The 25,987-nt window shown below is 72.7% G+C and carries 18 protein-coding genes; 9 read left to right on the forward strand and 9 right to left on the reverse strand.

Going from position 1 to position 25,987, the window contains the following annotated elements; genetic code table 11:
• Positions 1–137: 137 nt before the first annotated feature.
• Positions 138–2,261, reverse strand: a complete 2,124-nt coding sequence (locus ACIBBF_RS24060; RefSeq protein ID WP_397418514.1) for an acyltransferase family protein — start codon at positions 2,259–2,261, stop codon at positions 138–140.
• Positions 2,262–2,446: 185 nt separating this feature from the next.
• Between ACIBBF_RS24060 and ACIBBF_RS24065 the strand changes: the two genes are divergently transcribed.
• The 3 genes from ACIBBF_RS24065 (at position 2,447) to ACIBBF_RS24075 (ending at position 5,766) form a co-directional block, all read left to right on the forward strand.
• Complete coding sequence (locus tag ACIBBF_RS24065; protein WP_397418516.1) at positions 2,447–3,688, forward strand: cytidylyltransferase domain-containing protein; 1,242 nt, start codon at positions 2,447–2,449, stop codon at positions 3,686–3,688.
• Between the two features lie 57 nt (positions 3,689–3,745).
• Positions 3,746–4,639 carry an N-acetylneuraminate synthase family protein gene (locus tag ACIBBF_RS24070; RefSeq protein WP_397418518.1) on the forward strand — a complete coding sequence of 298 codons (894 nt, stop codon included), beginning with the start codon at positions 3,746–3,748 and terminating at the stop codon, positions 4,637–4,639.
• 83 nt (positions 4,640–4,722) lie between these two features.
• Positions 4,723–5,766, forward strand: a complete 1,044-nt coding sequence (locus tag ACIBBF_RS24075; protein ID WP_397418520.1) for a glycosyltransferase family 2 protein — start codon at positions 4,723–4,725, stop codon at positions 5,764–5,766.
• 88 nt (positions 5,767–5,854) lie between these two features.
• Here the strand turns inward: ACIBBF_RS24075 and ACIBBF_RS24080 are convergent, their stop codons facing one another.
• Complete coding sequence (locus ACIBBF_RS24080; RefSeq protein ID WP_397418522.1) at positions 5,855–7,081, reverse strand: DUF6716 putative glycosyltransferase; 1,227 nt, start codon at positions 7,079–7,081, stop codon at positions 5,855–5,857.
• Positions 7,078–8,196, reverse strand: coding sequence for a hypothetical protein (locus ACIBBF_RS24085; RefSeq protein ID WP_397418524.1), 1,119 nt, complete (start codon positions 8,194–8,196; stop codon positions 7,078–7,080). Before ACIBBF_RS24085 ends, ACIBBF_RS24080 begins: the two co-directional genes overlap by 4 nt.
• Positions 8,197–8,523: 327 nt before the next feature.
• Here ACIBBF_RS24085 and ACIBBF_RS24090 point away from each other — a divergent pair, with 327 nt between their 5' ends.
• Both ACIBBF_RS24090 and ACIBBF_RS24095 read left to right on the forward strand, forming a co-directional pair.
• Entirely contained in the window at positions 8,524–9,522 is a 999-nt protein-coding gene (locus ACIBBF_RS24090; RefSeq protein ID WP_397418526.1) for an ABC transporter permease, read from the forward strand.
• Positions 9,515–10,414, forward strand: a complete 900-nt coding sequence (locus ACIBBF_RS24095) for an ABC transporter ATP-binding protein (protein ID WP_397418528.1) — start codon at positions 9,515–9,517, stop codon at positions 10,412–10,414. The genes ACIBBF_RS24090 and ACIBBF_RS24095 overlap by 8 nt, the downstream gene beginning before the upstream one ends.
• Before the next feature lie 71 nt (positions 10,415–10,485).
• Here the strand turns inward: ACIBBF_RS24095 and ACIBBF_RS24100 are convergent, their stop codons facing one another.
• From ACIBBF_RS24100 to ACIBBF_RS24110, 3 genes are all read right to left on the reverse strand, one after another.
• Positions 10,486–11,871 carry a hypothetical protein gene (locus ACIBBF_RS24100; protein WP_397418530.1) on the reverse strand — a complete coding sequence of 462 codons (1,386 nt, stop codon included), beginning with the start codon at positions 11,869–11,871 and terminating at the stop codon, positions 10,486–10,488.
• 83 nt (positions 11,872–11,954) lie between these two features.
• Complete coding sequence (gene cysC, locus ACIBBF_RS24105) at positions 11,955–13,256, reverse strand: adenylyl-sulfate kinase (protein ID WP_397418532.1); 1,302 nt, start codon at positions 13,254–13,256, stop codon at positions 11,955–11,957.
• Positions 13,253–14,245: a sulfite exporter TauE/SafE family protein gene (locus ACIBBF_RS24110; RefSeq protein ID WP_397418534.1), complete on the reverse strand. Its 993-nt coding sequence runs from the start codon at positions 14,243–14,245 to the stop codon at positions 13,253–13,255. Before ACIBBF_RS24110 ends, cysC begins: the two co-directional genes overlap by 4 nt.
• A gap of 253 nt (positions 14,246–14,498) precedes the next feature.
• On the opposite strand from ACIBBF_RS24110, the gene ACIBBF_RS24115 reads away from it, so the two are divergent.
• The 4 genes from ACIBBF_RS24115 to ACIBBF_RS24130 all read left to right on the forward strand — a co-directional run bounded on the left by ACIBBF_RS24115 (position 14,499) and on the right by ACIBBF_RS24130 (position 19,986).
• Positions 14,499–15,380 (forward strand): 3'(2'),5'-bisphosphate nucleotidase CysQ, encoded by an 882-nt coding sequence (locus ACIBBF_RS24115; RefSeq protein ID WP_397418536.1) that lies wholly within the window; start codon positions 14,499–14,501, stop codon positions 15,378–15,380.
• Positions 15,377–16,279, forward strand: coding sequence for a sulfate adenylyltransferase subunit CysD (gene cysD, locus ACIBBF_RS24120; protein WP_397418538.1), 903 nt, complete (start codon positions 15,377–15,379; stop codon positions 16,277–16,279). The genes ACIBBF_RS24115 and cysD overlap by 4 nt, the downstream gene beginning before the upstream one ends.
• Positions 16,279–17,592: a sulfate adenylyltransferase subunit CysN gene (gene cysN / locus ACIBBF_RS24125; RefSeq protein ID WP_397418540.1), complete on the forward strand. Its 1,314-nt coding sequence runs from the start codon at positions 16,279–16,281 to the stop codon at positions 17,590–17,592. The genes cysD and cysN overlap by 1 nt, the downstream gene beginning before the upstream one ends.
• Before the next feature lie 195 nt (positions 17,593–17,787).
• On the forward strand, positions 17,788–19,986 hold the full coding sequence (locus tag ACIBBF_RS24130) for an acyltransferase family protein (RefSeq protein ID WP_397418542.1): 2,199 nt from the start codon (positions 17,788–17,790) through the stop codon (positions 19,984–19,986).
• Between the two features lie 75 nt (positions 19,987–20,061).
• Here ACIBBF_RS24130 and ACIBBF_RS24135 read toward each other — a convergent pair whose 3' ends face one another.
• From ACIBBF_RS24135 to ACIBBF_RS24145, 3 genes are all read right to left on the reverse strand, one after another.
• On the reverse strand, positions 20,062–21,558 hold the full coding sequence (locus ACIBBF_RS24135) for a S8 family peptidase (protein WP_397418544.1): 1,497 nt from the start codon (positions 21,556–21,558) through the stop codon (positions 20,062–20,064).
• 121 nt (positions 21,559–21,679) lie between these two features.
• On the reverse strand, positions 21,680–22,975 hold the full coding sequence (locus ACIBBF_RS24140) for an acyltransferase family protein (protein WP_397418546.1): 1,296 nt from the start codon (positions 22,973–22,975) through the stop codon (positions 21,680–21,682).
• Between the two features lie 28 nt (positions 22,976–23,003).
• Positions 23,004–25,556 carry an acyltransferase family protein gene (locus ACIBBF_RS24145; protein WP_397418548.1) on the reverse strand — a complete coding sequence of 851 codons (2,553 nt, stop codon included), beginning with the start codon at positions 25,554–25,556 and terminating at the stop codon, positions 23,004–23,006.
• Positions 25,557–25,987 lie beyond the last annotated feature (431 nt).

Raw genomic sequence — 25,987 nt, forward strand, 5'->3', positions numbered from 1 at the left:
GTCCGGCCAGCGCCGTCCGGCAGTCATTCAAGCACACGGAACGGCGCCGATCCTGGCAAAGCGGGCCGTCCGCCCGGAACCTCGCCCAGCACCCGCAGGATCTTCACCCGCCTTGCCGCCACCGGCGCCATGACGCGTCAGGAACCCGCGACGGGCGCGAGCACCCGCGCGAAGTCCGGTGCGAGGGTCGGCCCGTAGACGTCGGAGATGTGGTTGAGGTCGGCGTACACGCTCACGCCGCCGAGGACGGCGGGGCACGTGGTCTCGTCGCAGAACCGGTCGGTGAGGTCGACGACGGTCACGTCGGCGGCGGCCGCCTCGGCCGCCTCCTCGGTGAGACCGCGGCCCGCGAAGGCCTCGGCCCGCGGCACCGCACAGGCCCCCGGGTCGGAGTAGTGGCTCCCGACGCAGGCGAAGACGTCCTCGCGGGGCAGCGGCGTGTCCTTCATCGCGAACACGCGCGCACCCGTGCCGGCCAGGGCGTCGTACGCGGCGGCCAGGCCGGTCCGCCCGTGCCGGCCCTCGCCGTCGGCCTGGAACTCGGAGCCCTCGTAGTAGGCCGAGACGACGGCGTCCGGCTGGAGCCGGGTGATCTTCTCCAGCGTGCGCTCGTTGGCCGCGACGCAGTCGTCGGCGCCCGGGATGGTCCGCGGCGTGAACGAGAAGGGGCAGGAGTTGCGCAGGAACGTCACGACCTTCCAGCCGTTCGTCTCGGCGGCCTGGATGATCGGCTGGGCGAACATGCGCGCGTGGGAGTCGCCCACCACCGCGATCACGGTCTGGCTGTCCGGGTGGCCGTACTCGCACATGGCCGTGTCGTCCTCGGGCCGGTCCTGGTCGCAGTCCTTGCTGTCGACGAGCCACAGGGGCTTGTCCGCGGCGCCGGGGTTGGGCAGGATCGCCGGCTGGTCCGTGATGAACGGCGCGTAGCTGCCGTCCCGGGTGGCGCCGGCACCGAACCTGTCGTTCCCGGCCGCCCGGGCCTGCTCGACGGCGGCAGCGCCCTGGTCCCACTCCTGCTCCTGGGTGGCGGGCTTGATCCAGAACACCGAGGCGCTCCCGGCCACCAGCAGCATCGCGACCAGCGCCGCCACGAGGGCCCGCGCATCGCTCTTCCGGGCCCATGCCGCCTTGCGGAACGGCTGCTCGACCCAGTTGTAGGACGCCCAGGACAGCGCGAACATCACGGCCAGGAGGGCGATCACCTCGAACTTGTTCGCGTGCCGCCCGGCCCACGCGACGAAGTAGATGGCGACGGGGAAGTGCCACAGGTACAGCGAGTAGGAGACGTTGCCGACCCACTGGACGGGGCGCAGGTCCACGAGCCAGCTGAGCGACCCCACGCCGCTCGTGCGGCCGGCGGCGATCACGGCGGCGGTACCGAGCACGGGCAGGAGCGCGTTGGCCCCCGGGAAGGGGGACGCCGCGGTCAGGGCGAAGGCGCTCCAGGCGATCGCGCCGAGGCCCGCGAGGGCGAGCAGCGCGCGGGGCAGCCGCAGGCGGTCGGTGTAGCGCAGCAGGACGGCGAGCACGCCGCCCACGCCCAGCTCCCAGAGCCGGGTGGTGGTCACGAAGTACGCGGACGGGTCACCCTGCCCGACCAGCACCACGCTCCACACGAACGACGGGATGATGACCAGGGCGAACGCGACCGTCAGGCAGGCGGCCAGCGGGGCGCTGCCCCGCCGCCGGGCGATGCGGGTCGCGGCCAGCGCGGCGAGCGTGACCACCAGGGGCCACAGCAGGTAGAACTGCTCCTCCACGGCGAGCGACCAGAAGTGCTGGAACGGCGTCGCGGCGTTCTCCGAGGCCGAGTAGTCGACCGAGTCGGCCGCGAGGATCCAGTTCTGCACGTAGAAGATCGAGCCGAGGGCCTGGCGCCCCAGGGTGCGCAGCTCGGCCAGCGGGAGCACGAACGGCGCGGTGACCACGACGGCGAGGATCGCGAGCAGGCTCGCCGGCAGGATGCGCCGGGCGCGGTTCGCCCAGAAGTGCCCCAGGCGCAGCCGGCCGGTGGCCCGCACCTCCTTGACCATGTGCCCGGTGATGAGGAAGCCCGAGATGACGAAGAACACGTCGACGCCGACGTAACCGCCCGGCATCAGGTCCGGGCGTAGATGGTTCGCCACCACCAGGAGCACGGCGAGCGCGCGCAGCGCCTGCACCTCGGGAAGGAACGTACGGGTCGAGGAGGCGGCGGGGGCCGCGGGCGCGGGGAGCGGTGCAGGCCCGGGGCGTGTCTCGGTCGCGGTCGTGTTCACAGGGTTCCTGATCGTGCGGGGCGGGCTTGCTCGGGTGAAAACTTCGGTGAAAGCCAGAGGATACAAGGACCGTCACCCACCGGGACGGCCGTGAGGGCTGGTGCACTACCCTGAGGTCAGCAGAGGGCCGGGACCGTGCCGGTCCCGGAACCCGCACTCCCGAGACTACGAGGAATCCGCTGCACATGTCAGTCAAGGCCGACCCGTCGGCGATCGTCATCATCCCCGCCCGTGGCGGCTCGCAGGGCGTCCCGCTGAAGAACCTCGCCCGGGTCGACGGCATCACGCTGGTCGGCCGCGCGGTCCAGGCGTCGCTGGCCGCGCCGTCGGTGGCGCAGGTCATCGTCTCGACCGACCACGACGAGATCGCCGCCGAGGCCCGGTCGCACGGGGCGCGCGTCGTGGCGCGTCCCGCGGAGATCGCCGGCGGCACGGCGTCGTCGGAGTCGGCGCTGCTGCACGTGCTGGACCGGGTCGAGGCCGGTGACGGCGGCCTCCCGCCGCAGGAGATCCCGCCCGTGACGGTGCTGGTGCAGTGCACCTCGCCCTTCATCGACCCCGAGGACCTCGACACCGCGATCCGCCGCGTGGCCGGCGGCGAGAAGGACGTCGTGGTGGCCGTCGCGGAGACGCACGACTTCCAGTGGCGCATCGACGACGGCGTCGCGAGCCCGGTGGGACACACCACGGACTACCGCCCCCGCCGGCAGGAGCGCGCGCCGCACTTCCGCGAGACCGGTGCCTTCTATGTGATGAGGACCGACGGGTTCCGTGCAGGAAGCACCCGCTTCTTCGGCGACGTCGGCATCCAGCCGGTCGCCTCGGAGTGGGCCATCGAGATCGACGAGCCGCGCGACCTCTGGCTCGCCCGCCAGCTCGTCGACCAGGACGTCGACGCCGCGCCCGGCCCGCTGGACGTCGACGCGCTCGTCACCGACTTCGACGGCGTGCACACGGACGACCACGCCTACGTGGACCAGGACGGCACCGAGCAGGTGCGCGTGAGCCGCGGCGACGGCATGGGCGTGTCCCGCCTGCGCCGCACGGGCCTGCCGATCCTGATCCTGTCGACCGAGACCAACAAGGTGGTCGCGTCCCGCGCCGACAAGCTCAAGGTGCAGGTCATGCATGGTGTGGAGGACAAGGCGTCCGCCCTGCGTGCCTGGATCGCCGAGCAGAACCTGGACCCCGCACGCGTCGCCTACGTCGGCAACGACGTGAACGACCTGGCCGCCATGGCCGTCGTCGGCTGGCCGGTCGCGGTCGCCGACGCCCGCCCGGAAGTGAAGGCTCAGGCCCGCCTCGTGCTGTCGCGCGAGGGCGGGAACGGCGCGGTTCGCGAGATCTGTGACCGTATACTCGCTGCGCGTCCGGGTGAAGTCGCCGCGAGTTCGGCAGCCGCCCAGACCCCCGTCGTCACCGGTTAGTCCCGACGACACGTAACAGCACTACCCTGTGCTCGACCCCTTCGGAAGGACCCTGTTATGAGCGCGACGAACGCGCAGCCCGCGCCGGTCACGATCGGCGACCTGCAGGTCGGCGCCGACCAGCCCGTGTACGTGATCGGTGAGATCGGCATCAACCACAACGGTGACGTCGAGATCGCCAAGAAGCTGATCGACGTCGCGGTCGAGGCCGGATGCCAGGCCGTGAAGTTCCAGAAGCGCACGCCGGAGATCAGCACGCCGAAGGACCAGCGCGACAAGATCCGTCAGACGCCCTGGGGCGAGATGACGTACCTCGAGTACAAGTACAAGGTCGAGTTCGAGGAGCCGGAGTACACGGAGATCGACGCGTACGCCAAGGAGAAGGGCATCCAGTGGTTCGCCTCTCCGTGGGACGCCCCGTCGGTCGAGTTCCTCGAGAAGATGAACGTGCCGACCCACAAGGTCGCCTCGGCCTCGGTGACGGACCACGAGATGCTGCGCGCGCTGGCCGACACCGGTAAGCCGATCATCCTGTCGACCGGTATGTCGACGCTGGAGCAGATCGACGCCGCCGTGGAGATCCTGGACACGAGCAAGCTCGTGATCCTGCACGCCACGTCGACCTACCCGCTTCCCCCCGAGGAGGCGAACCTGCGCACCATCACGACGCTGCAGGAGCGCTACGGCGTGCCCGTCGGCTACTCGGGCCACGAGACCGGCCTGCAGATCTCGCTCGCGGCCGTGGCGCTGGGCGCCGTCGCCGTGGAGCGGCACATCACGCTGGACCGTGCCATGTGGGGTTCGGACCACGCCTCCTCGCTCGAGCCCAAGGGGCTGGAGAACCTGGTGCGCGACATCCGCATCCTCGAGAAGGCTCTCGGTGACGGCCAGAAGCGCGTCATGCCGGGCGAGTTCTCGCCGATGTCGCGTCTGCGCCGCGTCGACGCCTGAGCGTCGGCACCAGACAGCACCAGCTAGGAGAAGGCGGGCACCCCACGCCGGGTGCCCGCCTTCGCCGTACGGAGAGGAAAGCTGTGAGCGAGCGGGACGAGTCGTCCAACCTGCCGCGGGCGACCGTGGTCGCCGTCGTGCGTGACGAGGAGCCGTACCTCGAGTCGATGGTTCGTTCGGTCCTGGGCCAGGACTACCCCCATCCGCTGCACCTGGTGCTGGCGGTGGGCCCGTCGAAGGACCGGACCCGGGAGATCGCGGACAAGCTCGCGGTCGAGACCGGCCGGGTCACCGTCGTGGACAACCCGACCGGCTCCAAGCCGCTCGGCCTGAACGCCGGCCTGGCCCTCATGCCGGAGGGCCACACGATCTTCGTCCGCGTGGACGGCCACACCGTGGTGGAGCCCACGTACGTCCGCCGTGCGGTGGAGGCCCTCCTGGCGTCGGGCGCCGACGGCGTGGGCGGGCAGATGCTGCCCGTCGGCGACACCCCCACGCAGCGGGCCGTGGCCCGGGCGATGAGCCACCCGGCGGGCCTGGGCGCGGCGTCGTTCCACACGGGCGGCGAGGCGGGTCCGGCCGAGACCGTGTACCTGGGCACCTTCCGCCGCGAGGCGCTGGAGCGGGTGGGCGGGTACTCGCCGATCTACGTGCGCGCGCAGGACTGGGAGCTGTGCCTGCGCCTGCGTACCAGCGGCAGCCTGCTGTGGTTCGACCCGTCGCTGGTGGTCGACTACAAGCCGCGGCGCACCCTGCGGGAGGTCGCCAAGCAGTTCTGGCGCACCGGCATGTGGCGCCGCGAGGTGATCCGCAACAACCCCGACACGGCCAGCATCCGCTACCTGGCGCCCCCGACGGTGGTCGTGGTGCTCGGCGTCTCCGTCGCGGCGGCCGTCGTCGGCGCGTTCGCGGGCCTCACCGGGCTGGTCGTCGCCGGCCTGGTGCCGCCCGTCGCGTACGCGCTGGGCGTCTGCGTGGCCTCGGTGCACGCCGCGACCCGCAGCCCGCGCCTGGACGCGGCCGCGGCGCTGCGCCTGCCCGCGACCATCGCCGTCATGCACATGGCGTGGGGTGCGGGGTTCCTGCGCGGCCTGACCGAGCGGGTCCGGGTCGACGACGGCTCCTGAACCCCGCCGTCGGGCGCGGTCCTGCGGTCGGACGTGAGCCCCGCTGTCGGACGACAGCGGGGCTCCGGGCACCTCGGCGCAGGACGCCTCAGCTGGTGCCCGTGACCTTGTCCAGGGCGCGCTTGACCGGGCGGCCCGTCGCGAGGATCGCTCCGTAGACCGACGGCGGCAGCACCGACTGCGCCACGACCTTGGCGTGCCGGCGGGCGGACCACGGCTCGACGTCCGGCAGCGGGTTCAGGTCGCCCGCGGCGCGCAGCCGGGCGAGCTCGGCGATCGCGTCCGGCAGCTCCGACTCGGCCGCGTGGAGGTAGTTCTCGTCCAGCCAGCCGGCGTCGGGGACCGGGCCGCCCTCGTGGAAGGCCTTGCCCACGTCCGCGAGCGAGATCATGCAGCCGCTGCCGGCGAACGGTTCGTTGAGCAGCGTGGCGTCCACGCCGAAGTCGTCGACGAGCGCGGTCGGCAGGTGCAGGGCCAGCGACTCCAGGGCCGCCGTCGAGCTCACGGTCACCAGCGCCGTGCCGGGCTGCAGCCACTCGGCCATCGGGCCGTCCACGAACCGCACCGCGTCGCTGCGGTGGCCCAGGCGCTCGTGCTCGGCGTCCCAGAGCTCGTCGTAGGGGTGCGCCTCGTTGTGCGTCTGTCGCTCACCCTTGCGGGCGCGCAGCTTCACGATCACCTCGAAGCCCTCGTTCGTCAGGTGCGCGAGGCCGTCGAGCAGCCGGACGCGGTCGTCCCGGTCGTTCGGCACCTTCGCCTGCGCGGCGAACACGACGCGCTCGGTGGGCCGGGAGGGGATGGCCGTGAGCCGCTCCAGGAACGGCAGGTGCCCCAGGACGACGCGCGGAGCGGCGTCGTGCGCGGCGAACGCGTCGCGGTAGGCGGCGATCTCACGGCGGCTGTGCACGACGAACGCGTCGCACCAGCGCCGCCAGGCCGTCCCGCGGGGAGTCGCGGGCAGCGCCATCCCCGGCAGGCCCGTGACCAGGGCGGGACGGTTCGCCGGGTCCGCCCGGACCACGATCCGCGCGACCATCTCGGCGACGGGGCCGGTGGCGGCGACCAGCACGACGTCGGGCCGGGCCTCGCGGACGTGCTCCTTGAGCTCGCGCAGGCTGAGCACCGGGGGTCGCACCACGGACGACCCGGCCACGGCGGCCGCGATCTGGTTCGTGGTGGGGACGATCGGGGTGCGGACCAGGACCGCCGAGCGGGCCAGCCCCTCGTCCTCGGGCGCGCCGATGCGATCGAGCGTGGCGCAGGCCCACTTGAGGTACGAGTCGCTGTCCGCGACGGCGAGCACGCGGATGGTCATCCGTGGTCCTCCGGGTTGTTCTGGTCGATGAGGGGCGAGTCGGTGAGGGGCGAGGTGGCGCCGGGGTGCGGCGTGCCGCCGGGCCGGTGGAGCGCGGCCGCGTCGGCGGCGAGGCGGAGCACGCCCGAGAGGTGGGCGCGCAGGCCGGGTGTGGCGCGGGACGTCCACCAGCCGTCCTCGACGGCCTGCGGCGTCACCGCCACGCCGCGAGGGCTGAGGATCGAGGTGAGCAGCACCGCCGCCGTCGACGGCAGGCTGACGACCCGCTGGGGTGCCGTCATGCCGCGCAAGCGTAGCTCCACCGGCGCCTGCGCCGAGTCGAGCGTGACGCCCGGCAGAGCGCCGATGCGGTCCAGGAGCTCCGGCACCTGGCGCCGGTGCGGCAGGTAGCGCAGGGGACCGTCGGCCGCGAGGCCGCCGACCCAGGCGACATAGGCGTCGGGGTCGACCAGCCCGTCCGCGGCCAGCGCGGAGCCGATCACCACCGTGGGCTCGGCGGGGGCGTCGCCGACGGGCACGCCGGCGAGCCACGCGAAGTCGTTGCGCACGACACCGAAACCCTGGGCCACGAGCTGTGCGCGGACCGCGGGGTCCAGGGGGAGCGAGGTGAACAGGGTGACCCGTCCCTCGGCGGCGAGCCGCCGCAGACGGCGGGCGGCTGCGGCGCCGAGCTGCCGCCGGGGTCCGCCGGTCTCGGCCCGCATGCGCACCAGCGGCTCGCGGGCGGCGAGCCGGCGGGCCAGGTCGAGGGTGGCGAGACCGTCGTCGGCCAGTACCACGCGCTCCAGGCCGCGCCGCAGCAGCGCGGTGGCCTGGAACAGGCCCGAGAAGGCATCGCCCACCAGCCAGACGGGCTCGTGGGCGGACAGGGCGGCGCGGCGTCCGGCGAGGTCGGTCTCCAGCCCGTCCGGCAGCCCGAAACCGCGCACGGCCTCCAGGGCGACGTCGAGGGCGGGCACGTCGTCACGCACGTGGACCCGGGTCGGGGCGCCGCCGTATCCCGCGGCGTGGGCCTCGATGGTGCACAGGAGCTGGAGCGGCGACTCCACCAGTGCCCCGGCGGGCCGCGCCGGCCGGGCAGGCAGATCGGCCGGGACTGGGCGGGCGGTCAGCACGCCGTGCAGTCTCTCACGCGCTCGCGCGCGCGGCGCACGCCCGGTGCGGAGCGCGGACGCGGCCCGTCGGGGCCGTGCGGGGCACCCGGCGTGGAGCGCGCGTGGGGCCCGCGTGCGACACGCGTGGGGAAGGTGTGCGCGCGCCGCGCGGCCCGGACCAGGGTGAGCCCAGACACGGGCCTCTCACCTGCGCGAAGACCGGCTGGAGACGAATCCGATGGATGCAGTAGGGTTTCGGTGCGGGCCGATAGCATCCCTGGTCCGACTAGGATTTGAGGTGGCCGTGCGCTCCCGGCCCCACCACAGAGACAGGAATCCCTGCGCATCGTGAGCAATCCGACTACCGATGTGGCTGCGCCCAAGGCGCCGCCCGCCAAGGGTGGCAAGAAGCAGCCCCCGCCGCCGATCGTGCCGAGCACGACATCGGCCGAGCGGCTCGCGCTCGCCGCGAAGTACGGTCTGAAGCCCCTGAACGTCCGCCCGTCGCTGGGCGAGTACATCCGGGACGTCGCACGACGCTGGCCGTTCATCCGGGTCATGGCGTCGTCCACCGCCTACGCGAAGAACCAGAACAACTACCTGGGCCAGCTCTGGGCGGTCCTCAACCCCATCCTGAACGCCGCCGTGTACGTGCTGATCTTCGGCGTCATCCTCGGTGTGAGCCGCGGCGTGGACAACACCGTGGCGTACATCGTCATCGGCGTGTTCATGTTCCGGTTCGTCGAGGCGTCGGTCACCGGCGGTGCCAAGTCGATCAGCAGCAAGTCCCAGCTCCTGCGCTCCCTGCACTTCCCGCGCGCGGTGCTGCCCCTGTCGTCCGTGCTCTCGCAGCTCGCCACGCTGATCCCCGCGATCGTGGTGATGTGCGCGATCGTGCTGCTCAGCGGCCTGATCCCGGGATACGAGCCGGAGCGGATCACGTGGTGGTGGCTCCTGCTGCCCGCGGCCGTGGCGCTGCTGTGCCTGTTCAACATGGGTGTCGCGTTCATCATGGCCCGGCTCGTGGCCACCACGCCGGACCTCGACAACATCATCAGCTTCGTGATGCGCCTGGTGATGTACGCGTCCGGCGTCATCTTCCCGGTCACGAACTACGTGCACGACCAGCTCGACCTGGGCGGCTGGCGGCAGACCGCCGTCGAGCTGCTGTTCGACTACCAGCCCGTCTCCGTGTACCTGTACCTGGTGCGGTCCACGCTGATGAGCGAGGAGACCATCCCGCAGGACGGCACGATGTGGATCATGGGCGGCGTCTGGGCGGTGCTGTTCTTCGTCATCGGCTTCATCGTCTTCTGGCGCGCCGAGGAGAGGTACGGACGTGACTGAGGCCGAGGCACACATGGACTTCGACCTCGAGCTGGAGCCCGAGGACCTGGACGAGGAGGCGCCCGAGACGAAGCTCGGGGACCCGTGCCTCGTCGTCGACGACCTGCACATCGTCTACCGCGTGATCGGCGCCCGGGGCAAGAAGGCCGCCGGCGACGCCCACATCACCGAGGTGAACGAGAAGCAGTCGTTCCTGCGCCGCCTGATCAGCTCGGGCCGCCAGCACGTCGGCGCGGTGAGCGAGGTGCACGCGGTGCGCGGCATCTCCTTCACGGTGCGGCACGGTGAGTCGGTGGGCATCGTGGGCGTCAACGGCTCGGGCAAGAGCACCCTGCTGCGGGCCATCGCGGGGCTGATGCCCGCCAAGTCGGGCAGCGTGCACGTCTCGGGCGAGCCGTCGCTGCTCGGTGTGAACGCCGCGCTGATGCCGCAGCTGTCGGGCGAGCGGAACATCATGATCGGCGGCCTCGCGCTGGGCCTGACGCCCAAGCAGGTCGAGGAGCGGTTCGACGACGTCGTGGAGTTCGCCGGGATCGGCGACTTCGTGTACATGCCGATGCGCACGTACTCCTCCGGCATGGGCGCGCGCCTGCGGTTCGCCATCTCGTCGTCGGCCCAGCCCGACATCCTGATGATCGACGAGGCCCTGGCCACCGGCGACGCCGCGTTCAAGGCGAAGTCCAAGGCGCGCATCGAGCAGGTGCGGGAGAACGCGGGCACGGTCTTCCTGGTGAGCCACTCGATCTCGACCATCGAGGCGATGTGCAACCGGGTCCTGTGGATCCACCAGGGGCAGCTCGTCATGGACGGCCCCGCGCACGTCGTCGCGGAGGAGTACAAGGAGTTCGTCCGCGCCCAGCGTCCTGCGGGCAAGGGGCCGGGCCGCGGCTGACGCGACAGGCCCGACAGCGCGAGGGCCCGGTGACCGACTCGGTCACCGGGCCCTCGCGCGTTCCCCGGGGGTCAGGCGCTCTCGACGGCCTGGACCCGCTCGACCGCGTCGATCAGGGCGTCGTGCTCCTTCTCGAACCGGGCCGTGTACTCCTCGTACAGGAGCTGGTCGACGGCGTTCGCCTCGCGCAGGCGGACGATGGACGCCGGCTCCTCGACCCGTTCCTTGGGCTGACCCGACTTGCCCTGGTGGCCCACGCGCTCCGCCACCGGGACACCCACGCTCGCGACGGCCGCGAGGTGGCTGGCCGCCAGGTGCTTCATGGTGCCGACGAGGTGGAACTGCTCGTCGAGGGTCTCCCGGCACAGGCGCTCGAGCCGGGCCTCGCCGAGGTCCGCCGTCGCCTCCAGCCAGTACATGTCCTCCTCGTCGGCGATCGGGCGGTACGCGCCCGGCCCGCGGTACTCGGCGGCGTATCGCGCGCGGATCTCCGGGTGCGTCGTGACGAGCTGGCGGGACAGCATGTTGGTCAGACCGTTCTCGACCGTGTAGGCGATGTGGTCGTCGAACGTCGGCGAGTTGTCGCGCGTGCCGATGATGTGCTCCGACGCCTGCCGCTTGAAGTATCCCGAGCGGATCTGGGACACCGGGTCGCGCAGCACCGTGAAGTACGACAGCCGGCGGCCCGGCAGCGTGAAGCCGAACGGGTGGTGCTGGTGCACCATCTGGAACGGGGCCAGGTCCTGCGCGGAGTACTGGAGCGCACGCTCGACCTGGAGCTCGCCGAAGCGCCGGTTGATCTCGATCATCCGGGCCCAGGGGATGGTCCGCTTGAGCGAGACGATCATGCTGGTGCCGCCCGAGAACGGCAGGTGGAAGAAGACCGGCAGGACCTCCGGGTCCGCGGCGCGGCGCAGGGCCCGGAACTGGTCGGCCCGCGCGTCGGTGCCCCAGGCGCTGATGAACCGCTCGTCGAGGTCCGGGAACGCCGCCACGAGCTGCGTCATCCGGTCACGGGCCTCGTCCTCGCGGCCCAGCGCCCAGAGCGCGGTCGCCACGACCGGTTCGGCGAAGGCCGGCGGGCCGCCCGCCACGCGACGCCGGGGGAGGGCCGCGGCGTCCTCGAACCGGCCGGCCTCGGCGAGCATGACGGGGAGCCACGCGCCGGAGGCGGCGTCGCCGAACTCGTGCCAGAGGGTGGCCACGGCCCCGAGCGAGACGCCCGCCCAGTCGTGGGTGCGGTTGCGCACGGCCAGGCCGCGCACCTCCTCGATGGCCTCGGTCGTGGGCCGGGAGCCGCGCGCGTTCGACACGAGCAGGTCGGTGAGCCTGCTCTGCAGGTCGTCGATGCCGGTGCGGTGCGCGGTGACGGGCCCGAACTGGCCGCGGAACCGGGCGCCGATGCCCTTGCCCTCGCCGTAGCCGCGACGCCGGTCGGGCGTGCGCTTGTCATTCATCTGCTGGTTCCTCACATGCGTTGGTGCTGCTCCCGTGACGCGGTGCGCCACGGCGTCTCCTGGCCGGGTGGTTCGTTCCCGGGTCACACACCTCCCTGCGCGGTCGGCGCGTCCACGTCCTGCTCGCCGTCCTGCTCGCCGAGCCGCGCCGCGAGGGCCGCGCGGACGATCCGCACGGCCTCCTCGACGGGCACGTGGGAGGTGTCGATGACCACGTCGGCGTCCGTCGGCTCCTCGTACGGGGACGAGATCCCGGTGAACTCCGCGATCTCGCCGGCCCGTGCCCTGGCGTAGAAGCCCTTGCGGTCGCGCGCCTCGCACACCTCCAGGGGCGTGCTCACGTGCACGAGCAGGTAGTGCGCGCCCTCGCGCTCGGCCAGGCCGCGCACGCGTGCGCGGCCCGAGGCGAACGGGGCGATGGGCGCGGCGACGGCGATGCCGCCGTGCCCCGCCACGAGCGAGGCCACGTACCCGATGCGCTCCACGTTGAGCTCCCGGGACTCCCGGTCGAAGCCGAGCCCCTTGGAGAGGTGGTGGCGCACCGCGTCGCCGTCGAGCAGGGTGGTCCGCAGGCCGTCGTCGTCCAGCTCGGCGGCCAGCGCCCGGGCGACCGTGGACTTGCCCGAGCCCGACAGGCCCGTGAAGAAGACGACGGCGCCGCGCCGGTGCGCGCCGGCGGCGGCGCGGTTCACCTCGGCGGCCGACGCGGCGGGGTACAGCGCCCGCACCGCCTCGTCGTGCACGCGGGGCAGGTCGGCCACGGCCCGGGCCGTGGCGGGCGAGCGGTGCGCGGCGAGCGTCTCGACGCGTCCGGCGCCGTACGCCGCGGCCACGTCGGCGAGCGTGATGCCGTCGGGCTCGTTCCCGCCCGGCCACGGCACGGCGACGGTGACCACGGGTGCACCGGAGCGCCGGGTCAGGTCGCCGGCCAGCCCCTCAGCGGCCCGGACCAGCCCCGGGGCACCGACGGCGCCCGGTTCCGGGGCCCGCCGCGCCACGGGCACGAGCAGCAGCACGGTGCCGGCGGAGGCCAGCGCGGCCGCCGTCGCCGCGTCCTCGTGGGTCGGGGCCTCGGTGACGAGCAGGCCGAGGGCGCCCGCGTCGCCGGCCTCCGTCCGCACGTCGCGGGCCGGACGCCGCACGGCGTCGTCCCACTGGGGTCCGATCGCTCCCGCCAGCGGCTTGAGCGGCTCCAGCACGACGGCGGAGCCCCCACCGGCCGTGAGCCGGGCCAGCGGGGTGTTCTCGGCGTCGGTCAGGAGCACCTCCGGCGGCGCGTCCGGCAGGGCGGCCGCGAGGGCCGCGGGCGACAGCGCGCCGCCGAGGGCCAGCTCGAGGAGGTCCAGCTCGTCGTCGGTCAGGACGCGGGCGGGGGAGTCGGTCATCTGCGGGGTCTCGATTCTGCGGGGTCGGGGTCGTCGGCCGGGCGGGCGGCGGGCTCGTCCGTCATCTCGTCCACCACCGAGTCTGCAGCGGGTGTCTGTGCGCCGCCGGAGAACCGGCGCTTGACCCAGAACCACACCAGGTTGCCGACGACCAGCGCGGCCCCGGCGGCGCCCAGCACCACCGGGAGGCTCGCGCCGAGGAGCTTGAGCGCCGAGGCGAGCAGCAGGATCGCGAGGGCGCGGCGGATGATGCCGCCCGGCGCTCGGGACGACACGTGGGCGCCGAACCAGGCGCCCGGGATGGCGCCCACGAGGAGCGACGTGGTCAGGCCGAGCGAGAAGTCGCCGTACAGCAGGTGGCCGAGCGAGGCGGCAGCCACCAGGGGGACCGCCTGCACCAGGTCGGTGCCGACGAGCTGGGACGCCTTGAGCGCCGGGTACAGCAGCAGGAGCACCACGATGATGACCGACCCGGCACCCACCGACGTCATGCCCACCAGGAGGCCCGCCACGGCGCCGAGGATCGCGGTGGGGACCGGGCGGATCACCAGCTCGGGGGCCGACGGCCGGGTGGGACCCTCGCCGAGCGCCGAGCGGCTGCGGACCATCTGCAGCACGGCGCGCACGACGAGGCCGGCCGAGGCCAGGAGCAGCGCGCAGCCGAGCACGATCTTCAGCGCGGAGTCCAGGGAGTCGCCGAACGGCAGGTACTGGATGAGCAGCGCGCCCGAGAACGCCGCGGGCACCGAGCCCACGCACAGCCACAGCACGAGCCGGAGGTTGACGGTCTTGCGGCGCAGGTGCACGAACGCGCCGGCGGGCTTCATGAACAGGCTCGCGACGACGTCGCTGGAGACGGCCACGAGCGGGTCCACGCGGAACACGAAGATGAGCATCGGGGTCATCAGGGCCCCGCCGCCCATGCCGGTGAGGCCCACGATGAAGCCGACCACGAGGCCGCCGAGGATCAGAGCCGGGTCAATGGTCACGGGTGTCGCCCCTGCCTGTCGTGCTGCCGGGCACAATTCCGACTACTCCGGTCGGTTTTATGTCCCATGATGCTCGTAGGTTGCCGATCAGCACTGAACGGCTCCCCTGGCAGTGGATCGCATGCACGAATGGTAGCCTCGGCGCGTTCGCCGGGGTTCACCCGGCTGCCGCCCGGACGGGTCGGGCCACCCCTCCTGGGCCAGGGCGCCGTCCGCCACGGACTTCCCGAAGATTCCGCAGACCTGGAGATCGATGAACTCGCCCTCTCCCATGCTCCCTCCGGCGTCGCTCGACGACGACGCCCTTGCCCACGCGCTCGCCTCGGGAGCGGCCGAGGTGCTCCTGGCCCTCCGTGCCGAGGTCGACGCCGCCGGCGGATCCTTCGTCGCCAAGGAGGTCAAGGACGCCGGGGACGCCGCGGCCCAGGCCTGGCTCGCCGCCGCGCTGGCCGCCGCCCGGCCCGACGACGCCGTCCTCTCCGAGGAGGCCAAGGACGACGCGTCCCGCACTCGTGCAGATCGTGTGTGGATCATCGACCCGCTCGACGGCACCCGCGAGTTCGCGGAGCGCCCCGACGCCGAGGCGCCCGCGGGGCAGTGGCGGGACGACTTCGCCGTCCACGTCGCCCTCTGGCAGCGCGGTGCGGGCCTCACGGCCGGGGCGGTCGCACTGCCGGCCCGCGGCCAGGTCCTGACCACCGCGGACGGCCTCGTGCCGGGTGACGACAGCGCCGCCGTGCTCGCCGGTGACCGGCCGCTGCGCATCGCCGCGAGCCGCAGCCGCCCGCCCGAGTTCGTCGCGGCGCTCGCCGAGCGCCCCGACGTGGAGCTGGTCCCGATGGGCTCCGCGGGCGTCAAGGTGCTCGCCGTCGCCGACGGTACAGTGGACGCCTACGTCCACGGGGGCGGCCAGTACGAGTGGGACTCCGCGGCCCCTGTCGCCGTCGCCCGGTCCCGCGGGCTCGTCTGCACCCGCCTGGACGGATCCGAGCTCGAGTACAACCGGGAGAACCCCTGGCTCCCTGACCTGTTCGTATGCCCCCCGGCACTGGCTCCGCGCCTGCGTGAGCTGCTCGACACCGTCGGTGTCGCGTCCGTGGTCGGGGTAGATAGCAAGGAAGGTGCCCAGCCGTGAAGAGCCACGTCCTGAGCCAGCTGCGCAGCCTGGAGGCCGAGAGCATCCACATCATGCGCGAGGTGGTCGCCGAGATGCAGCGGCCCTGCCTGCTGTTCTCCGGCGGCAAGGACTCCATCGTGATGCTGCACCTGGCGGTCAAGGCGTTCGCGCCGGCCCGCGTGCCGTTCCCGATCATGCACGTCGACACCGGCCTGAACTTCCAGACCGTGCTCGACTGCCGGGACCGGTGGGTGGAGCGCACGGGAGTCCAGCTCGTCGTCGCCTCCGTCCAGGAGGGCATCGACCGCGGCCTGGTGCAGGAGGAGCCCAACGGCTCCCGCAACCGCATCCAGACGCCGGTGCTGCTGGAGGCCGCCGAGAAGCACGGCTTCGACGCCCTGTTCGGCGGCGGCCGCCGCGACGAGGAGAAGGCCCGCGCCAAGGAGCGCGTGTTCTCCTTCCGCGACGACTTCGGCCAGTGGGACCCGAAGAACCAGCGTCCGGAGATCTGGAACCTCTACAACGGCCGCGTCCACCAGGGCGAGTCCATCCGGGTGTTCCCGCTGTCCAACTGGACCGAGCTGGACATCTGGTCCTACATCGAGGCCGAGGACATCGACCTGCCCGACCTCTACCTCGCCAAGGAGCGCGAGGTCGTGGAGCGCAGCGGCATGCTCTACGAGGTCAACGACTTCACCCCGCTCAAGGACGGCGAGACCGCCAAGGTCCTCTCCACGCGCTACCGCACCGTCGGCGACGCGAACCTCACCGCCTGCGTCGAGTCCACCGCGACCACGCTGCACGACGTCGTCGAGGAGGTCGCGGCCGTGCGCCTGACCGAGCGCGGCGCCACGCGCGGCGACGACAAGGTGAGCGAGGCAGCCATGGAAGACCGCAAGAAGGAAGGCTACTTCTGATGACGACGACTCTTCCCGAGGCCGGCTCCTCGGAGCGCGAGGTCGTCAGCGGCGACCTGCTGCGCTTCGCCACGGCCGGCTCGGTCGACGACGGCAAGTCGACGCTGATCGGCCGCCTGCTGTTCGACAGCAAGTCGATCTTCGCCGACCAGCTCGAGTCGGTCGAGCAGGTCAGCAAGGACCGCGGCAACGACTACGCCGACCTGTCGCTCCTGACGGACGGCCTGCGCGCCGAGCGCGAGCAGGGCATCACGATCGACGTCGCGTACCGGTACTTCGCCACGCCCAAGCGCAAGTTCATCATCGCGGACACCCCGGGCCACACGCAGTACACCCGGAACATGGTCACCGGCGCCTCGACGGCCGACGTGGCCCTGATCCTCGTGGACGCGCGCAAGGGCGTCGTCGAGCAGTCGCGCCGGCACACGTTCCTGGCCACGCTGCTGGGCGTGCCGCACGTGGTGGTCTGCGTGAACAAGATGGACCTGGTCGACTACGACGAGGCCGTCTTCGAGAACATCCGCAAGGAGTTCACGGAGTTCGCCTCCCGGCTGCGCGTGCCCGACCTGACCTTCATCCCGGTGTCCGCGCTCGCGGGCGACAACGTGGTGACGCGGTCGGAGAACATGGACTGGTTCGACGGCTCGCCGCTGCTCAGCCACCTGGAGCGCCTGCACGTGGCCTCGGACCGCAACCTGGTCGACGTGCGGTTCCCGGTGCAGTACGTGATCCGGCCGCAGCAGAACGACACGCGCGACTACCGCGGCTACGCCGGCACGGTCGCGTCCGGCGTCATGAAGCCGGGCGACCGGGTGCTGGCCCTCCCGGCCGGCCTGGAGACCACCATCGCGTCGATCGACACGGCCGACGGCCCGGTCGACGAGGCGTTCCCGCCCATGTCCGTGACGGTGCGCCTGGCCGACGAGATCGACATCTCGCGCGGCGACATGATCTGCCGGCCGAACAACGCCCCGACGGTGACGCAGGACGTCGACGCCCAGATCTGCTGGATGGACGAGTCGGCCTCCCTGGTGCAGGGCAAGAAGTACGCGATCAAGCACACCACCCGGTGGGCGCGCGCGATGGTGAAGAACATCAACTATCGCGTCGACGTGAACACGCTGCACCGGGACGAGGACGCGACCGAGATCAAGCTGAACGAGATCGCGCGCATCCGCCTGCGCGTGACCCAGCCGCTGTTCGTGGACTCCTACCAGGCCAATCGTCAGACCGGCGCCTTCATCCTCGTGGACGAGGCGACGAACAAGACGGTGGCGGCGGGCATGATCGGCGGGGCGGCCCACCAGTACTGACCCGCGGGTACCGACCCGCACCGGTGGCCGGATCGTGATCTGGCCCTGATACGCTCCGCAGCGCCGGAAGGCCGCCGACCCCGCGTCGGCGGCTTTCCTGTGTCGCGGCCGCATCGTGCCGCAGAATGGCTGGGCCAGACCGGCCGCCGCACGGCGCGGCGCCCTGGCCCGTAGAACGATCCGGAGGTTCCCCAGGTGAGCGCTGTCTCGAACCCGCCGCAGCCCGTGTTCGGGCCGGCAGTTCTGGGCACGTCGGGCACGCAGCCCGCGCCGGACGGCGCCGCCCGCCCACCCGCGCACGCCGCGCCCCGCGGCCGGTCCGGCCACATCCCCGAGCTGCACGGCCTGCGTGGCCTCGCCCTCGCGCTCGTGGTGGCGTTCCACCTGTTCGGCAACGGCCGGGTCTCCGGCGGCGTCGACGTCTTCCTGGTGCTGTCGGGCTTCCTGGCGACCGGCTCGCTGCTGCGCCGCGCCGAGCGTCGCGAGCTGCGCCTGGGTGAGCACTACGGCCGCACGTTCGCGCGGCTGGTCCCCCCGGCCCTCCTGGTGCTCGCGGCCACGGCGGTGCTGGCCTGGCTGGTCATGCCGCGCGGCATCTGGGTGCAGACCGGCAGGGAGATCATCGCCTCGGCGCTGTACTACGTGAACTGGGAGATGATCTCGGGCCAGCTCGCCTACGGCGCGGCCGGCCCGCAGACCAGCCCGCTCCAGCACTTCTGGTCCATGTCGGTCCAGGGGCAGTTCTTCCTCGCCTGGCCCGTGGTGGTGCTGGTCGTCGTCGCCCTGGCGCGCCTGGTGCGGATCAGCGCGCGCGGCCTGCTGCTGGTGGTGGTCGCCGGGGCGAGCGTGGCGTCGTTCGTGTTCGCCCAGGAGCTGCACGGCGTGGACCAGCCGGTCGCGTACTTCCACTCGTGGGCCCGGTTCTGGGAGCTCGGGATCGGCGGGTTCCTCGCCCTGGCGCTGCCCTGGCTGCGCCTGCCCGGCGCCGTGCGCCCCCTGCTCGGCTGGGCCGGGCTCGGCCTGGTGGTGTCCAGCGGGTTCGTGCTCGACGGCGGGGCCCTGTTCCCCGGCGCCTGGGCGCTGTGGCCGGTCGGCGGGGCGCTGCTCGTGCTGCTCGGCTCGGGCGGCAGCGCCGGCTGGGGGCCGCGCGGCCTGCTGCAGGTGGCACCGCTGCGGTTCGTGGCCGACATCTCGTACGCGCTGTACCTGTGGCACTGGCCGCTGCTCATCGCCTACCTGCACTACACGGGGCTCGAGCGCGTGGACTGGTTCGGCGCCGCGGCGATCCTGGCCGCGTCGGTGCTGCTCTCCTGGCTCACCACCAAGCTCGTGGCCGACCCGGCGCAGCGCTTCCGGGAGGCGTTCGGCGGGGTGCGGGCCCTGGTGGCCGCCGCCGTCTGCGTGTCCCTCGTGGCGGGCGGCGCCGTCGTCGGGGTGCGGCTGCTGGAACGGCAGGACGCGCAGCTGCTGGCCCAGGCCGAGGCCGTGGCGGAGGCCGCCGGCGACGACGGCGCGACCGACTACCCGGGTGCCCTGGCCCTGGACCCGCGCTACGCGCAGCCCGTGCCGCAGGACGTGCCGGTGCTGCCCGCGGCGGCCGTCGCGGCCCAGGACCGGCCGGAGATCGACGACGACGGCTGCATCCAGTCGAACGAGGAGACGGCGGGCTCGGACGTGCCCGAGACGTGCGTCCTGTCCGACGCGCCCGACCCCCGGCGGGTCGTGGTCATGGTGGGCGACTCGCACACGATCCAGTGGGCCCCGGCCATGGCGGAGGTGGGCGCCGACGAGGGCTGGCGCGTGCTGCTCATGGCCCGGCGCGGGTGCCGGCTCCAGGCGCCGCCGGTGGGGGAGCAGGCGGACGTCAGCGACATGTGCTGGAGCTGGCGGGTCAACGCGATGGCGATGCTGAAGCAGATGCGGCCCGACGCCGTGATGGTGATCGGCACCCGCACCTCGACCATCGCCCCGGGTGACAAGGTGCACCCGGCCGAGACGCGGGCCTGGAAGCAGCTCGCCAAGGCCGGGATCCGGGTGATCACCCTGCGGGACAACCCCCGGTTCGAGTTCGACGTGCCCGCCTGCGTGGAGGAGCACACCGGCGGTGCGGGCTGTGCCCGCGCCCGGGTCGACGCCTTCTCGGCGGTCAACCCCGTCCACGAGGCCAAGGGGTCGCCGCGCTCGGCGGTCCACCTGGACCTGACGCGCTTCATCTGCGGACCGGCCATGTGCGAGGGCGTGGTCGGCAACGTGCTGGTCTACCGCGACGACGACCACATGACGGCCACCTTCGCGACGACCCTGGCCCGCCCCCTCCACCAGGCCCTCCGCGCCAAGGCGAAGTGGCTGTTCGAGAACCGCCCGGACACCCCGCAGATCCGCACCCGCTTCTGACCCGTACCGCTGAGTGCGGGATGTTCGCCCTTTTTCGTGTGCCAGGAGGGCGAAGATCCCGCACTCAGCGGGTCGTCACGGGGTGACGGCGGTCAGGGCGTTGGTGATGCCCTCGCCGTAGTAGCTGTTGTTCGACGGCGTGCCCACGCACGCCGGGCCCGAGGCGGTGGTGCACTCGTGGTCGTCGGCCTGGGCACGGACGGCCGCCTCCAGGCGGGCCGGGCCCCACGTCGGGTGCGCCGACTTGAGCAGCGCCAGCACGCCCGCGACGTGCGGGGACGCCATCGAGGTGCCGCTCTTCAGGCCCCAGCCGCCGTCGAGCGTCGTGGACAGGATCGAGCTGCCCGGCGCGGCGACGTCGATCTTGTCCAGGCCACGGTTCGAGAACGAGCTCAGGGCCCCCGTCTGCGTCAGCGACGAGACGGTCACGACGCCGTCCAGCTCCGCCGGGATGTCCTCGCAGCCGGAGTTGATGACCCGCTGCACCGCCGTCGAGTCGTTCGGGCTGCTCGTGTCGGTGGTGTTGTTCGCCAGGTCGGTCGCGGCGTTGCCCGCAGCGGCGGCGTGCACCACACCGCGCTTCGTCGAGAACTCGACCGCGCGGCGCACGGCCTCCTTCGCGGCGCGCTGGTCGGGCTGGTCCTCGCACCAGTACATGAACGGGTCCACGTAGTACGAGTTGTTCGTGACGTCCATGTGCCGCAGGCCCGCCCAGACGAACCCGCAGACCGCGTACTCGGGGTAGATGAACCCGTCGTCGTTCACGACCTTGACCGAGGCCAGCCGGACCCCGGGGGCGACGCCCACGATGCCCGTGCCGTTCTGCGCTGCGGCGATGGTGCCGGCCACGTGCGTGCCGTGGTCGGACGTGGTGGGCAGCCAGCCGGTGGCCGACAGGTCGGGCCGGCCGCCGTCGGTGCAGTTCACGGACTGGTCGGCGTCGACCTGGCTCGCCAGGTCGGGGTGGGACGCCTCGATGCCGGAGTCGAGCACGCCCACGGTGACGCGGGCCGAGCCGTCGTTGACCTCCAGGGCCTGGTCGGCCTTGATCATCTGCATGTCCCACTGCGTGACCTCGCCGGGGTCGTCGGCAGCGGCGGCGCGGGACGGACCGTCGACGGTGCCGCCCACGGACTCCTTCTTCGCCTGGCCCACCACCGACTTCTCCCGCTGTGTGCCCGCGGGGGCGTCGGTGCCCGGCGTGCCCTCGGTGGGGGAGACGGTGCGGGTGGCCCCGACGGACTCGATGACACCGAACCGGTCGGCCGCCACCACGTCCTCCCGGAAGGAACCGTTGGCGGAGTGCGCCACGATCACGCCGATCTGCGGCCAGGACTGCACGACGACGCCGTCGGCGCGCGTGACCGCCTTCACCGCGAGAGCGGTGTCGTGGGCGCCGGCCCGGTCGGTGTTGACCACGTAGGAGAACAGGGCCCCGTCGGGGGTCACGATGGGGACGGGTGTCGACTCCGGCTCGTCGGCCGCGTTTCCGGCGACGCTGCCGAGCGCGGTCAGCGCGAGCGTCGTCGCCGTGGCGACGGCGACGGCTCGCCGGGCGTGGGAGATGCGCATGGATCACTCTCCTGGATGAAAGCGGGCCCCCGGGTGGGACCCGTAGGGCAACCTACGCGTCCTGGCGGGGATCGCCAGTGGGTCCGGCATCCTTTTAACCGGGGTGAAACAGACGTCGCGGTCAGCGCGCGGCGGTCCCCGCGGTCTCGCGGACCGTGCCGGTGCTGCTGCCGGTGCTGCTGCCGGTGACTGCCGGGACGACCCCGGTCGTCGGAGGTTCGCTCGCCGCGGGCTCCACCGCCCCGGCCTCGCCGGCCCGGCCGTCCGGTCCCGGGCCGGCCCCGTGCGTCGCGTCGCCGCGGCGGACGGCGGCCCGGTCGATCAGCTCGAGCCGCGCGAAGGCACCCCGCAGGCCGTCCCGGAGTACCGGCGCCAGCGGCTTCTCGACGAACCGCTGGATCAGCCAGGCCATCGCGAGCACCACGACGACGGCGACCGCGAGCACCACGTAGCGCGGCAGGGCGTCGTGCAGCAGGTGGATGACCCACCAGCCCCAGTACTCGTGCACCAGGTAGAGCGGGTAGGTCAGCGCGCCCGCCGTCGTCAGCCAGGCCGCCGAGACGTGCCGCAGGCGCGTGAGCGTGGCGAGCGCCACCAGGGCGAAGGAGCCGGCCACCGCCGCCGCGGACAGCGCGTCGGGCACGGCGTGGCCGGTGTTGGACACGATGATGTTCGCGGTCTCGCGCCCGGACCACGCAGCGCCGAGGATCACGTTCTCGGCGAGCACCAGCCAGGCGATCAGGGAGCGGCGGTCCTTGGTGAGCAGGAACAGCGCCATCCCGCCGGCGAACAGCGGGGCGTAGTCCCAGACGAGCAGGTTCGCCACCAGGTCCAGCCCGGCCTCGTGCGCCATCGCGCCGGCGGCGGGCCACAGGGCGGCGAACGCGAGCACGCGCGCGCCGGTGAGCCCGACGACCAGGAGCACGCCGACCAGCACGTAGAACCGCAGCTCCACCCAGAGCGTCCAGTAGACGCCGTCGACGTGCGGCATCCCGAACGCCGACTGCAGCATCGTCAGGTTCACGCCCACGGTGGTCAGCTCGACGTCGTCCCGGCGGTCCGGCCACAGCACGAGCAGCAGGAAGCCGGTGAGCAGCACGGCCACCCAGTAGGCGGGGTAGAGGCGGGTGATGCGCGAGATGGTGTACGAGCGCACGTCCCGGCCCCACGCGGTCAGGAGGATGACGAAGCCCGAGATGACGAAGAACAGGTCGACGCCGAACGCCCCGAACGCCGTCAGGTCGGACAGCCCGGGAAACACCTGGGTGGGCGGCACGCCCCACGACGGGTTGCCCAGCGCTGTGTAGTGGAACAGCATCACCGCCGCCGCGGCGAGGAACCGGAGCCCGTCGAGGACACCCATCCGGGCGCGCTTCGTGCGGGGCGGAGGGGCGGCGGAGTCAGTCAGGGCGGGCACGCGCGAAAACCTACCAAAGAGGTCGGGGTTATGGGGCGGGTGTATCGGCGAACAGCCACGGGGCGGACGACCGCAGCTGCTCGTGGATCACGGGCGTGAGTGTACGCACATAGGTACTGGTCAGGTGATCGTCGTCGCGATATACGAGAACGTTGCCGACCACCGCCGAACAGATGACCGGCCCGCAGATCGAGTCGGTGAGGTCGAGGTGGACGACCGAGCCGGGTACGTCGTCCGCCGTCGTCACGGGGGAGACGGCCGCGAGCTGTTCCGCGCGGGCCCGCCCGCACGCGTCGGGGATGCTCTCGTCCTCCATGCAGACGGGTACGAACCACTCGAACCGGGGGTTGTCGCGGACGGTCACCACGCGGACCCCGGCGTCGGCCAGGACGCGCCACGCGCCGACCTGGCCGGGCATGACGCGTTCGGGCGACCCGTCCTCGAAGGTCCGCGTCCCCACGACGACGACGGCGTCCGGGCGGGCCGCGGTGAGCGCGTCCAGCGCCCGTTCGTTCCACGTGGCGCACGACGGCGGGTAGGCCAGGCCGCCCGCGCCCGACGTCGCCAGCCGGCACCCGTGCTTGAGCATCTCGCGCAGCTCCCAGCCGTGCTCCCGGGCCAGCGCCGCGAACGCGTCCTCGTACTGCAGCTCGTGCGACGCGCCCGCGAGATAGACGACGGCGGTCGGGTCGTCCTGAGCGACCACCGTGCACTCCAGGAGCTCGGGCCGGTCGGCGCTCTGCGCGCACTCCGGGCGGCCGGGGTGGTCGTCGAACGCGACCCAGGTCGCGGGCCGGAAGGGCGTGGTCGGCGGGATGTCGACGGCGCCGGGGGCGAGCGCGGCGGCGCCCGGGTGGTCCGGCGAGGGAGTGCGCAGGTCGGCGACGTCGTGCCGCACCGTCGCGTCGTGCGCGGTGGCGGCGAGCTGGGTGCCGCCGAGCAGGAGCGCGGCGGTGCCGAGGAGTGCCACCGGCATCCAGCGGGCCGACGGCGTGGTGCGCGGTGGGTCGGTCCGGATGCCGGCGGGAGCGGTTGCGGGGCTGGTGTCGGTTGCGGGGCTGGTGTCGGTTGCGGAAATGGTGTCGGGACTGGTTGCGGGGCGGGTGCCTGGCGTCGCGCCGGCGGGTGCCGGTCGCCGGGTGCCGGCGGCCGCGGCGTGGGCGAGCGCCGGCTCGGCGACGTAGCGGGTGGTGAGCCACGCCAGCGCGGTCGACACGACGAGGATGCCGGCGCCCGCGAGCGGCCCTGCCCGGTGCGCGCCGGTGGTCAGCAGCCAGAAGACCAGGACGGGCCAGTGCCACAGGTACAGCGCGTACGAGATGCGGGCGCCGAACCGCAGGGGTGCGCTGTCGAGCAGTGCTTCGGCGGTCCAGCGGGGGGTGGTGGCGCTGCGGGGTGGGGTGGTGTCGGGTGGGGTGCTGGTGGACGGGGTGCTGCTTGGCGGGACAACACCGGTCGGAGCCCTGCGGGGCTGGGTGTTGCCGGGCTGGGTGTTGCCGGGCTGGGTGTTGCCGGGCTGGGCCTTGGCGGGCTGGGCCTTGCCGGATGGTTGCGTGTCCGGCAGGACCGTCGCGAGGACCAGCGCGGCACCGGCCACCGGGACCAGGGCCCACGGGCCGGGGAACGCGACGGCGCCGTCGACCAGGAAACCGGAGCCGACCACCAGGGCGAGGCCGGACCACCCGAGGCCCGCTCGGACCGGGCCGGGCAGAGTGCCCGAGAGGCGCGGGGCCAGGGCGAGGAGCGCGCCGACGCCGATCTCCCAGAACCGTGTGAAGGTGCTGAAGTAGGCGACCGGCTGGTCCACGGCGACGAGCCAGAGGGCGTACCCGAACGACGCGAGGGTGGCGGCGAGTGTCACGACGGTGACGAGCCCCCGGGGCGTCAGGGGGCCGCGAGCCGACGGCGGCGGTCCGTCCGACGGGCGCCGGGCCCCTCCGTGCCCGGCCGGAGCCTGGCCGGCCCGCGACCGCTCGGTACGCGCCCGGCGCCGCGTGCGGCGCGCGGCGGCGACCAGGCCCAGCACCACCAACGGCCAGATCGCGAAGAACTGGCCCTGCACCGACAGCGACCAGAAGTGCTGCAGCGGGCTCGCGTCGGGGCCGGCGGCGCCGTACGCGAGCGCGGAACGGACCAGTTCCCAGTTCTCCCAGAAGGTCGCGGACGCCCCGACCTCACGCAGCCCCGATGACCAGCGCATGCGCGGCGTGAGCGTGAACAGCGCGACCGTCACGGCGGCCAATACCACGAGCGCGGCCGGGAGCAGCCGGGCGAGCGTGCGCGCGTAGTGCGCGCCGAGCCGCAGCGTGCCGTCCTCGGCCCGGCGCAGCAGCGTGCCCGTGGCGAAGTACCCGGAGAGCACGAGGAACACGTCCACGCCGCCCGACACGCGCCCGTGCCCGAACAGGTGGAACGCGACGACGAGGAGCAGCGCGAGCCCGCGCAGCCCGTCGACCGCCCCGACCCGGCGGGCGGTACCGGCTTGCCTGCCGGCGGCCGGGGGCGGCGCAGTACGTACTACGGCCACCGGGATCCAGGCGGACGGAATCACCGTGTCGACGATGCTCCGGGAGTGAGGCATCCAGGAACGCTAGAGGGTGCGGCTTACGTCCACATTGAGGGCAGATAACACCATGGTCTCGGTGTTCCGGAGGAGGTGGGGTGGGTGCATCTCTGCCTCAGCGGGTGCGGCGGCGAACCGGCGATGGATCTTGGGCCGCAGGCCGGGATGTCGATGGTTGTCCACAGATTTTGATCTGGTGATGCGACGGCCGGATATCGAACATATATTCGACGTATGCGAACGGCTTGATAGGTCTAAGGGCGGTAGGGGGTGGGAGTGTGGGTGAGCAGGTGAGCACGGAGGTGGAGCGTCCTGCGTGCATGGAACACACGCTGGAACGCACGCTGGAGCGCGCGCTGGAACGTGTGCTGGGGCAGGTGCTGACCGGGCCGTCGGTGACCGCACGCCCGGCACGGACAGCGGTACCACTGTTGAGCTGGGGCGGGATG

It is taken from the genome of Promicromonospora sp. NPDC050880 (assembly GCF_044456525.1).
GTDB lineage: Bacteria > Actinomycetota > Actinomycetes > Actinomycetales > Cellulomonadaceae > Promicromonospora.